This window comes from Anaplasma platys (assembly GCF_012790675.1).
In the GTDB taxonomy this organism is placed as follows: Bacteria; Pseudomonadota; Alphaproteobacteria; order Rickettsiales; family Anaplasmataceae; genus Anaplasma; species Anaplasma platys.
The window spans coordinates 503,963-515,606 of sequence record NZ_CP046391.1 but is presented as its reverse complement, the minus strand read 5'-3'; the positions used below and the strand labels follow the sequence as shown (position 1 = coordinate 515,606).

Genomic DNA, 11,644 nt, shown 5'->3' with positions numbered 1-11,644 from the left:
GACAAAATCATCGCTCTCTTCAGCAAAAGAGCTACTGGCACGTACCCGTACCCAAGCGCCTTAAAAGCGAATCTCTTCGCCGCCAGGCACCAGGACTAAAACACTATTGGGGAGCATCCGCTTACTGTTGATTAACACCATCAACACCTGCCTTATCCTTTGCAAAAAGGCCAGCAAGCTCTTCCCATACCTTCGGGTGATCCAACCTAAAGTACCCACCTATGCGATACACCACTGCCCCGGCCCCGTCTATAATCAGGGTCAAAGGAATAGACGTGATGTCGAAAGACTCAAAGAGAGAATGCCCGCTATCAACGTACATAGACAGATCTAGGCCGTAACCATCGCGAGCAAATTCCACAGCTTCTAAGTCGGCTATACTTGTATCACATACGGGAAGAAAAGCGATGCGGTCCCCCATGCCTTTCGCATCGAAGTGCTTCTTGGCATCTTGAGCTCCCTGCAAGAGAGTCACAGAATCTAGGCTCCATGGCGCCCAAAACACCACAACAATAACCTTCCCGCTGAAATCAGACAGGGAAAACTGCTTTCCTCCTAGATCTGAAAACACTTGATCAGCAACCTGGTAGCTCCTACTTAGCTTACCGGCAACAAAAACTTCTGGAAGAACATCGCTGGCCCCATTCCCCCGCTTAGCAGCATGCACCACCCCGGAAAGAACACTCAGACATAAGAGCACAACTCCTATTTGAGGCCAACTAATCTTCAAATGCTTCCTCCCACGTCCCTTCCGTAGCAGCCCTAGCATACTCGGTAACCCGGTTCTCAAAAAAGTTCGTATGCTCCACACCATTAAGGATCTCATCAAGCCAAGGCAACGGATTCTCACCAACGTCATACATAGGCTCCAGGTGCAACTGTTTCAATCTTCTGTTTGCTATAAACCTTATGTAACTCTTCACTTCATCAGCAGACAGCCCCTCCACATCCCCAAGAGCGAATGCCAAATCGATGAATTCATCTTCAAGAAACACTATCACGCCACACGCATCATAGAGTTCCTTTTTAAGGTCCTCATCCCAAATCTCGCGATTCTCACGAACAAAAGTATTGAACAGCCTGATTATTGACACCGTGTGCAGGCTTTCATCACGGGCAGACCATGCTATAATCTGGCCCATGCCCTTCATCTTACCAAAACGTTGAAAATTCAACAGAATGGCAAATGACGCAAACAATTGCAAGCCTTCAGTAAATGCTCCAAACACAGCCAAGGTCTTGGCAACATGCCTCTTATCCCCTCTTCTGAACTCTTCAAACCTCTGCATATAGTCATACTTCTTCTTCATGACCTCAAACTTCAGAAATGCCTGATATTCCACTTCTGGCATGCCGATAGTGTCCAGTAGGTAAGAGTACGCAGCAACGTGTATGGTCTCCATGTTAGAAAACGCGGAAAGCATCATGCAAACTTCGGTAGGCCTAAAAATATTTGAATAGTGCTTCATGTAGCAATTATTCACTTCAATGTCAGCTTGCGTGAAGAAGCGAAAAATTTGAACTAGTAGGTTCTTTTCCTTTTCAGAAAGGACAGTCTTCCAGTCCTGCACATCATCCGCAAGGGGCACCTCTTCCGGCAGCCAGTGTATTTTCTGTTGACATAACCATGCATCATAAGCCCACGGGTAATCAAAGGGCTTATATACAGGCTTGGCATCCAACAGTGACATTACATTACCTTGCGAAAAGTCTACGGGCTCAACCTTACAAATAAGAAAAAAATTGTCAATCACCATCCATGCACACAGTAGCGCCCCTTCTCCTAACTTGGGCTTGTGAATAACATGCACTTCATAACACAAAAATGGCGTACCATTTGCCACCTTATACTCTTTGCTGCGTAACTACACCATCTAACTGCCATTGACACAAAACAGCGCGATAGCCGGGCATTATAATGCTAATTACTAAATTTTGGTAAAAACTAAAATTCAATGCAAAATCTCAATACACCCATCCTAGATCCTACATAGCAGAATTGCCAATATCTCAATATTAAATGCACATTTATGCCCTGCTATAGCCCTTTTCTGAGTTTACAATGCGGAATTTACTGGGAAAAAACTTACACTTGTCCGAATATAGATTATGATATATCACTTGTGGCAATAATTTATAATGCATACAACATATTGTCTTTTGTATTCGGAGATAAGTGCTATAAACGTTGTTTGGGTTGTATGCAACACCATTATTTGAGAAATTATGCTTGAAACGCCTACTGTGAAAAGTTCACGTGTGCCACACCAGTAGCTTTAATTAACGCCATAATTCTGTTGGACCCTAATAAAAAATAGAAACCCTTCACAACATAATAGATACATGCTCAATACGAGAATAATATTTATACAACAGTCAGTTCAGATGCTCATGTTTCCAATTGCCTTGGAAAACAATTTCTCAGCAATCATCTTTGACATTTACCATAAAGCAATGCGGGGACATTATTCAATCGAAATGGTATGATAACTCCCACATGGCATACAAATAAGCCCTTACTCCGAGCGGCCAGTGAGATCTCCTCGCAGCAGCATTTTTTGATGTCTATTTTGCCACATTGCCGCAGTAAAAACTGGATGATGCTGCCAGCTCAGGAATAGAAGACCATTTACATTCACTGACAGATATTTGCAAAGTGCTTTGATAACGCCCTACTGTGCAAAAAGCTCAATTAATCCTTTGTCTTCCAACTAGTACTACCATCCCTTTCATCTGTAACTTCGATCCCCATGCCTGAAAGCTTACCGCGTATTTCATCGGCAAGGGGAAAATCCCTAGACTGCCGAGCAAGATTTCTGCGCTCTATCAGCTCTTGAATTTCCGCAACATTCGCATAGGATTCTGCAGACTTTTTGCCCGCAAAACCGTTGGTAATACCCATAAGTTTTGCGCTCCTGTTAAGCACTCTAGCAAGCCATAACTTTTCATCAAAATCGTTTGATTTATTTATATCAGAAACCAACGCATGCAACGCTGTCAGCGCCAAAGGGGTGTTGATATCATCCCTCAAAGCCTTAAGCACATCTTCGTGCACATCAACACCGTCAACCCCATTGTTCAGCTGTTCATATGTAAAGCTCTCGCAGACCCTGTGCATCTTAGCCAAAGCTGCACTGGCATCCGTCACTGCCTTTTCATTCCAATCCAGGGGCTTCCTATAGTGGGTTCCTAAGAATACATACCTAATGACCTCTCCCCCAATTCCCAGATCTTTCAGCCCTCGAACAGTTATCACGTTACCCAGTGACTTACTCATCTTTTCCCCGCCATTTACGGTAAGAAATCCATTATGCACCCAGTACTTGGCATATTGCCCATGTGGAAACGCACACATGTTCTGAGCTATCTCATTTTCGTGATGAGGAAACATGAGATCCGCCCCTCCTCCATGAATGTCAAAGCTCTCACCAAGGTAGTGATAACTCATCGCCGAGCACTCTATATGCCACCCAGGCCGGCCACAACCCCATGGACTGGCCCAGGATGCCCCAAGCTTAATATCAAGATCAGTTGCTGGCTTCCATAACACAAAATCTCCAGAGTGTAACTTATTTACATCAATATCTACCCTACTCCCAGATAGCAGCTCCTTTACCTTCCGCCCCGATAGAATACCATACTGCTGGTAAGACTCTATGCTGAAATATACGGAACCGTTCTTGATGTAAGCGTGCCCCGCATCAATCAAGCGACCTATGATCTCTAGCATTGTATCTATCTCTGTAGTAGCTTTAGGCTCTATCGTGGGAGATAGACAATTTAGCGACTGCATGTCTTCGTGGAAGAACCTTGTGTATTTTTCTGTTATACAGTCAAGAGTCTCTCCACTCTCAGCGGCAGCATGGATAATCTTGTCGTCTATATCTGTAATGTTTCTGACGTACACAACTTTCGGATACAGCTCGCTCAAGAGCCGAAAAAGAACGTCGTATACCACAGCAGAGCGCGCATTTCCTATATGGGCGAGATCATAAACAGTTGGGCCACAGGCATACACCCTAACACATGATCTATCAATTGGCTCAAATGCCTGCTCCTTGCCACTGAGGGTGTCGTATAATTTCATCCCGTAAAAAATTTATAGACTAAAGAGAACATTCCCATAACCAGTTTAGGCCCCGCTATGATTACAACGGCAGTTACGGAAAGTCCAAAAAACGCACATAAAACTCCTATGGTCACCAAAACCCCATCCCTACTCAACACCCCAAGCGCGATGGCTGATATCCCCCATGCAGGGATAAAATTAGTCAACGGTAGGGGAATTGCGATAGATATAGCACATAGGAGACACACCAACGCCATGGCCCTCTCGCCAACCTCAGTAAAAATGAACAACATCCTAGGTCTAGTCCAGCGCTCCATCATCTTTAGAAACGGTGAAGTCTTCTCAACCACCAGTGCGAGAAAACTCCTCTTAAACGACTTCTGCTCCAAAAAATCCGGTAACCATGGCGTAGACATACCCCTGAGCATCTGTATAGAAAACAGCAGAAGTGGCAGCGACAATATGGTCGTGTACCCAGGAATAACAGGAATGGGGATGGAAAGAGGCAACGAAAAAAGCAAAATCAATATACCAAAGCCCCGATCTTGTAGTAATAGCTTCAACTCGCGTAGGGTAACAGTATCAGCACTGCCTTGGACGCTAACTTCTTCCAATATATCAGATACAGCTCTCCTGTCCCTATCAGCAGCCATAATAAATCCATAAGAAACTCAGGCCCTGGTATACGATATCACATGGCACGGACATGTATAGCGAAATTTGCACAGAAGCGTCACGCGAATCCCTCACCCCCTCAATCTTTCAAACACCACTATTCCCAAAGATGCACTACCGCTTTAGGGCGCCAGTGTGACTTTATGCAAAATTGGACAATTTGTACCTATACAAACAATATTTCCAAGTTTTCCAAATGAGCGCAGTTCCCATATGCGAGCGCAAAATTAGCCTTGGTTAGGAGTTATTATCACTTCTCCCCCTAAACGGTTTAGGAAGAGGGATATCAGGAACAGCAGAAGAATCTAACTTAATCAGGATGCTAGAGATAACACGATCTTTAAGCGATGCCTGGTCAGCGGTAACTTGGTTGCGCAGCTGTTGGTTATGCAACGGATTACATTCTACAAGACATGGTGTATTTGTTACGGCATCTACAAGCTTGACCAGTAGTTGGTGCTCTTGGGTGTCTAGCGGACTGCTGCACTGCGCCAATAGCTACTGCTTAGGACATGTAGCTGACGGCAACATTTGTGGAATAACTCAAGGTTGAATAGCGAGTCGCAGTATGGCTCACGCTGCTACTGGGGATTGCACGCAAGTTTTCATCCTTAAAGTCACACATAAGCTCTCCGCTAAGTACAAGTGACACAGGCGGTGCAATGTGCTACTAACCTTAATACTGCTAAAGGAAGTATTTCAGCCACACGCTTCAGATTTCTGCTGCGAAATCATCTACATTAGAGATACCAAAAGACTCCTGCAAAGTTTTTTTCATATGCTCGTGAAGGGGGGCCTTGACTTTGATATCATTATCAAATACTGTGAAAGCCATTTTCCAAGCATGTAAGTGCAACTGCGCAGGATCTTTTGTTGCGGGTTCTTTGCCATATTTGGTATCCCCAATGATTGGACAGCCAATTTGTGCCAAATGGATTCTTAACTGATGCTTCCTACCAGTGGCAGGGCTTAGTGCAAGTAACGCATTTTCACCATTGGCCTTAAGCAAGGAATACTGGGTTTGTGCATCTTGCAGTGAGGTGGAACATCTATCTTTATGCATGTTTTTCTTACGCAAAATTGGTAGATCGATAGTTCCGTTTTTTGTCTCAGGAATACCATAAGTAACTGCTAGATATTCTTTTTTTACTCTCCTATAGCGAAATTCTTCAGACAGCCTCCTTGCTATAGTGACACTGCGTGCCAAAACTAAGATTCCGGTCGTCGCTTTGTCTAGCCTATGTACAATAAACAACTCTTCTTCGCTTATCATCTTATCCAAGAGATCACATATGCTGATTCCCACGCAGGTGCCGCCTTGAACGTTTACACCTGCGGGCTTGTTAATGACAATAACATGTTCATTTTGATATATGACGCTCTCTTTTACTATCTTGGTGAGAGCTTCACATTGTTTTACTTGTATTTCTTTCTTTTTGGTTGCGATTTCATCAACGTTGTAAACACTCACGACGTCACCAGCTTTAACGCGTGCTGAAGACTTGGTTTTTTCTCCGTTTAATAGGATATGGCGCTTCCTTATTAACTTCTCTATCAAGGATTGCGTGATGCCTAACAGGATTCCCCGCACATACCTATCAAGCCGTACTTCATCTTTGCCCTCAACGAGGTACTCAGTTTTTTTCTTCACTGTTGTGCGGTAACCCCTGCCCAAGAAACGCCAGTAGATCGCTATTACTGGCACAAAGCAGGTTTCCTGTAATAGAAACATTACCCCTGCTTTCTTCGACAAAAAGCGTTGCCATTCCAGCTTTGTACTCCTGAACACCAGAGTATATTATTATGTCGTAACACGCGGAGCAAAGGTATGAAATGCCCAGAACTATTGACCCCATGGAACGCAATACTATATGGTTGGTGGCAAGTTTGCAGACAACATCCCTAACACCGGCGTCACCTGCCGTAAAGTCAAGCACCGCGGCGTTTACGCTTGTTTTATTAGTTACACGCAGTCTCGTGTATCTTCCGTGATTGCTTTCGACAAAAGCTCCAAAGCCTTTTTCGGCGTAATATGTTTCATTTAAAGCGGGGGCATCAACCACCGCCGCCACGACCTCACCATTTTTTACAAGTGCAACGGCTGTAGCAAAGTACGGTATGCCACTCATAAAGTTGGTTCTGCTATCTATTGGGCTAACAAACCAAAACATATCGCCCAAGGCAGCATCACCGTTCCTGGTGCCCTCAAAAAACATTCCCAGACCTTGTTTGTAGTAGCTGAGCTCCTCTCCAATAATCCTGCTCGATCTGGCGTACGCCGCACGTGTGAACTCACTTGCAGTGGTGTACGACGAATGCAGATACCTAACCTCATTAAAGTCCCGCATCAACCCTTTGGAGGACTTGCGTACCGCCTTAAGTATTACTCCTATGACCGGCGAAAACAGCGCTGCCATTGCTAATCTTTGGCCCTCTCATAATATGTATCATCGGGAGTGTATATGACAACTTTTTCTCCAACTTTGATAAAAGGTGGCACACTGACGCGTCGCCCATTCTCCAAAACCGCAGACTTATACGACGAAGACGCTGTTTGTCCCTTAATCACAGACTCGGCTTCAACCACCTCGAGGACAACATAATCAGGAACCTTTGCCGAGATCACTTCCCCTTTATGAAAGAGTAGTGTGAGAATCATATTTTCCTTCAAATACACGCTCTTCTCTCCCAGTAGCTCTATCGGTATCGAGATTTGCTCATAATTTTCTGTGTTCATGAGCGTAATCGAAGAAGAATCTCCAAAGATATACTGAAAACTCACTTCCTCCATGATAGCACGCTTTACGTTACCATCGGCTCTAAACCTTTCTTGATACTTAGCTCCGGTTTTGAGATTCTTGAGCTCTGCTTGGACGTACGCACCCCCCTTTCCAGGTTGAGTGTGCATGGTTTTAACCACTAAGTACAAAGCTCCATTGTGATCAAGAACCTGACCAGGCTTAATGTCATTACCCCTTTCAGCCATAGCCACCTCCATTTAGAGAATGTGAATTGTAAACACAAGGGCAATACAACTCAAGTAAAATTTAGGACCTTTCGCACATTTTCACTTGTAAGTCCTACACCAACAGTACTACTAAGCACTATAGAAATTGAAAACGAAATGCATGTCGCAACCTTTTAATAGATACAGACGCGCACTGTATGCATTCAATAAAAGGCAACGCAGAGCTCCTATCGAATAGTTAGCTCGTCGAATGCTTGAGAGTAAGCAGCAGCATACGTATAACCGAATTTTACAGCCATTCACAACACAAAAAGCCTTCTTAAGATAGACTGTGTTGGTGCCACATACAAATGTACCGAGTATTTTACCCATTAAGGCGCTACATGCCGGTTTTAGAATTCTTAATATTTGTTAAAAATTTCCTCTGCGACTCACTGAACCTGTTTTCCTCATTGCTTGGGAAAAGTAGACAACCGTTTTTCCTCGGTAATACACTAAATTGCCTTTAATTTTTTGACTTTCATTAATTTTTTAATAGAATGCCCACTCTTTTAGATAAGATGTTGGGACTATGAAAAAACAATTAAAAATATTTAGGAAAGGAAAGCATAAAGGAACAAAACGCAGTAAGACTAAAACACGAGACACTAGCCTATCACAGCAAGTCGGTGGTGCAAACAACCCTATACCTTCGGGTACAGAAAGTACTGGTTCTGTTGGCCATGATAGTACGGGGTATGTCGAAGCAAGTAGCCGTGCCGATACTGGTAGTAGAGCCGGCAGTGTACACGTCTATGCCGCTGAAGAAGATGAAGTAGACATACCTTCTTCGTGTGAAGGAGGATATGTTTCTTTTGGCGACATAGCGTCAGATTTGGATGAGCCAGGGCAAGAAGCTGAATCTGATTTGCCGCGGTCAAGTTCTACGCCGATCTATGAGCACCTAGATTTTGACTTTGACAATGAAGGGTCTCCTGAATCTAAAGGCTTGACTAACAAGCAAGAGCAAGATGATGCGCCCGAAGTGCCGAAGAAATCACCCGGTTTAAGACATCTTTCCACTGGAAGCGACGGATATTTGAAGCCGGTTAGTAAGAAGAAGAATCTCGGTAAGCAGGTAAGGGATTTTTTTAGAAATTTTGGGCAAGCTTTTGTTTCAGCATTCACAAGAAACAAAAACTCTCCTGCCAAAAGGAACCTATTTGACGACTTAATTATGGTTCCACCGAAATCGAATTCTAGCCGAGGTGTAGACGGCATTCCAGCTCAGGATCCCCCTTCGCCCACACATTCTAGTAATGGGAGCTCCTACATGGAGTTAGGGGAAAGTGCGCGTACCTACAGGATCCCGGCGCAAGGCGCTGTTCCAAGTACTGTAGGTCCTTCAGGTGCACAAACTGCAAGGCAAATTGACCTTCCTGAAGAGTATATGGTTACAACGACTGCGCAAATTCATCGTGATGGTGAGCCACAGCGTAGCGCTTTTGTAACTGGCTTTCGCCGCAGTGCAGGGAGATCAAATTCTGAGGGCTCATTTGCCCAGGAAATATTCAATGCTGTCGATGCTCTACCTATCAGGAATTCACTTACGTTTCTCGATGCACCTAATCCTTTTATTTCTTCAGAGCCTAGTTATACAAGTTCTGTCCCGTCACGTAAGGAACAGAGCATAGCGGATAGCCAAAGCGTAACCTCTGAAGCGGGTTCCCAGCAGCAGTCTTCTTCAGAGAAACCAAGTGTCGCTGTTAATCGCGGCATAGTTACAAGCGAATCTGCTTCTCTGGACCACCCCACACATATACATAACCCAGGTAATCCTATGAATGATCAGGCCATAATACCCTCCTCTAGCTCGGAAAAGAGGGAAGAAAAACTTGCTGGACGAGCTAGTACATTGCAAACACGTAGGTCTCCCCAAGTTGGTAGGTTGTCTCCGCAACTTTTAGATACTATCAGTGTAAGATTGTCCCTCAGCCGAGCTTTTTCTACGGGTGAAAGCCAAAAAGACATAGCAAAAAGTACTGCACAGCACTCTCCTGGAGTGATGGGGGCACTTCAAAAGGTAAAAGTGTTTAGCAGGTTTTCTGACACTCAAAGCACGAGTGGTGTGGCGGCTGCTTCTACTGCATCGGTAAGTGAAGCGGGACCTTCTACTATAAAAAAGAATGCAGCAAAAAGTGCTGCTACAGAATCTACAAAAGCTGTAGGAGTTTTCCAAAGGTTATTAGGTAGATCTGCTAATGCTAAAGGTCTGAAGGTCATAATACCAGTGACTCAAGCTTCAACACCATCTCCTGAAATTCGGGTACCTTCCCTTGCTGACCTCCTTGAAGGTAGGAAAAATCTTAAGTCAGTATCCGGATCAAGTTCAGGAAGCGTATTTCAACAAGAGGAACCTATATACGCTAGATCAACTAAAAGTAGCTCTTCTTCCAGTTCAAATAGCGTGTCATCCCCTTCGGACAACGAAGATGTAGCCCCAGATTTGCCTCCACGTCCATTTTTCGATGCCCAACAAACATCAAAGAAAGAAGAGGAAGCAGCAAGAGCAGGATCTCCACTTTCAGAAAGAGCAGTATTTCTGGATGTAAGTACCCAAAAAGTGCAAGAGTCTGAAGCAAAAGCAGCGAGTGAATCTTCGGTAAGCAGAGCTGCTACGATCACCAGGAGTATTTCTCCAGTGCGTTTACTTGAGACAAAAAAGAAGGCCCCAGCTGTTAAGCCTCCTGTTGCTCCAAAGAGCGCATCTGTAGCGGCTGCAACATTTACTCCAGCACAACGCGCAATGCATGCCTTTAGCAGTTTTGCAAGTCTTGCAAGTACTTCTGCTGAAACGAAGCAGACGCAGCCTGCCACTTTTAACCCAGTCGTTATTGCTCGGAGCCCTGCTTTGAGTGTCCCGAATTTGTCTGGCTCCTCACTGCAGTCTTGCACTCCTTCGCTAGTTAAACTTGTTGCTGCTAAACCAAGTGAGCCTGCCAGGAGCCCCTCTCCTGCAAGCCCCACTAAGTTCAGAACAGAAGTCTCTATACAGCTTGATTCAGCTTCCAGACCAAGAGTGCCTTCTGCCAGCCCTTCCTCTAGCACAGTTTCGGTGCGTGAACAAGTATCAAACAAGCCTACAGTTTCTGCGGCAACTGCTGGTAAAGGAAAGGAAATGCACGCTCTGGCTGGGGTAAAACGTTCTACAAGAGTTATGAAAAACGCATCTCCTGGGATTAAACGCAGTGTAGAGATGTTATTGAACGGTGCTGAGAAGAGTGCAGCAACTGTTTCTTCTCCCAATAACTCAGTAAACTCTGGAAGTGCGCTTAAGATGTTTGCGACTGATTTTACTCAAAACAAACCGAGTGTTCCAGCGGAGCACATGCCTTCAGCGGCTAATTTCGCTGTCATTCGCATGGTAAAAAACTCTATGAAAGCCAATGACGATCGTGAAACTCTGTTTGCATCGAGGAAAAGCGTTGACCTTACTGTGAAAAGTATAGAGAGCCGCTTGCAAGCTGAGCGTGACAACGTTTCTGGCGCAGGAAATGTGAGACATTCTATGGGTAATCACTCGATCAACGCTTCTATGCAGAGGAAGTCTCCTCAACGTCACGGTGAAGTATCGGTGGGCCACGTTGATGCACTGGTACGCAAATTTAGTTCCCCTAAACGTTCTAGGGTTGGGGAACTAGTTCAGAAGTTTGAAGGAAAGCATAGTTCCGCTATCGCTTCAGAAACTTCTAAGCAACAACGCGGTAGATAAGGCTACTTCAGACTAAGCGGCATTAACGCCCGCAACTAACGAGCCGCGTGGCATTTGTCCAAGGGACTGGCCACGCGGTTTTTCCTTAATTTGATACACAAATAACAAAGGTACACTTGCAAGAATCATAAGCTCCTACGGCCCTCATTCTAGTATGTATACTGATATTCTTTCTTTCAAA

Annotated in this window: 8 protein-coding genes; 1 reads left to right on the top strand and 7 read right to left on the bottom strand. The window is 44.6% G+C overall.

Annotated elements, in window-relative coordinates; genetic code table 11:
* Nucleotides 1-121: 121 nt before the first annotated feature.
* From ANPL_RS02125 to efp, 7 genes are all read right to left on the bottom strand, one after another.
* Nucleotides 122-730, bottom strand: a complete 609-nt coding sequence (locus tag ANPL_RS02125; RefSeq protein ID WP_169193148.1) for a TlpA family protein disulfide reductase — start codon at nucleotides 728-730, stop codon at nucleotides 122-124.
* Nucleotides 720-1,691 carry a ribonucleotide-diphosphate reductase subunit beta gene (locus ANPL_RS02120; RefSeq protein ID WP_169193619.1) on the bottom strand — a complete coding sequence of 324 codons (972 nt, stop codon included), beginning with the start codon at nucleotides 1,689-1,691 and terminating at the stop codon, nucleotides 720-722. The genes ANPL_RS02125 and ANPL_RS02120 overlap by 11 nt, the downstream gene beginning before the upstream one ends.
* 1,001 nt (nucleotides 1,692-2,692) lie before the next feature.
* Nucleotides 2,693-4,087, bottom strand: a complete 1,395-nt coding sequence (cysS, locus tag ANPL_RS02115) for a cysteine--tRNA ligase (protein WP_169193147.1) — start codon at nucleotides 4,085-4,087, stop codon at nucleotides 2,693-2,695.
* Nucleotides 4,084-4,722: an exopolysaccharide biosynthesis protein gene (locus ANPL_RS02110; RefSeq protein WP_169193146.1), complete on the bottom strand. Its 639-nt coding sequence runs from the start codon at nucleotides 4,720-4,722 to the stop codon at nucleotides 4,084-4,086. The genes cysS and ANPL_RS02110 overlap by 4 nt, the downstream gene beginning before the upstream one ends.
* Before the next feature lie 734 nt (nucleotides 4,723-5,456).
* Nucleotides 5,457-6,395 (bottom strand): RluA family pseudouridine synthase, encoded by a 939-nt coding sequence (locus ANPL_RS02105; RefSeq protein WP_236822877.1) that lies wholly within the window; start codon nucleotides 6,393-6,395, stop codon nucleotides 5,457-5,459.
* A complete protein-coding gene (locus tag ANPL_RS02100; RefSeq protein ID WP_169193145.1) occupies nucleotides 6,379-7,161 on the bottom strand; it encodes an inositol monophosphatase family protein in 783 nt (260 codons plus the stop codon). Before ANPL_RS02100 ends, ANPL_RS02105 begins: the two co-directional genes overlap by 17 nt.
* 2 nt (nucleotides 7,162-7,163) lie before the next feature.
* Nucleotides 7,164-7,730 (bottom strand): elongation factor P, encoded by a 567-nt coding sequence (efp, locus tag ANPL_RS02095; RefSeq protein ID WP_169193144.1) that lies wholly within the window; start codon nucleotides 7,728-7,730, stop codon nucleotides 7,164-7,166.
* Between the two features lie 553 nt (nucleotides 7,731-8,283).
* Between efp and ANPL_RS02090 the strand changes: the two genes are divergently transcribed.
* The gene (locus ANPL_RS02090) at nucleotides 8,284-11,463 is read left to right on the top strand and encodes a hypothetical protein (RefSeq protein WP_169193143.1); all 3,180 of its coding nucleotides are present in this window, start codon (nucleotides 8,284-8,286) and stop codon (nucleotides 11,461-11,463) included.
* Nucleotides 11,464-11,644 lie beyond the last annotated feature (181 nt).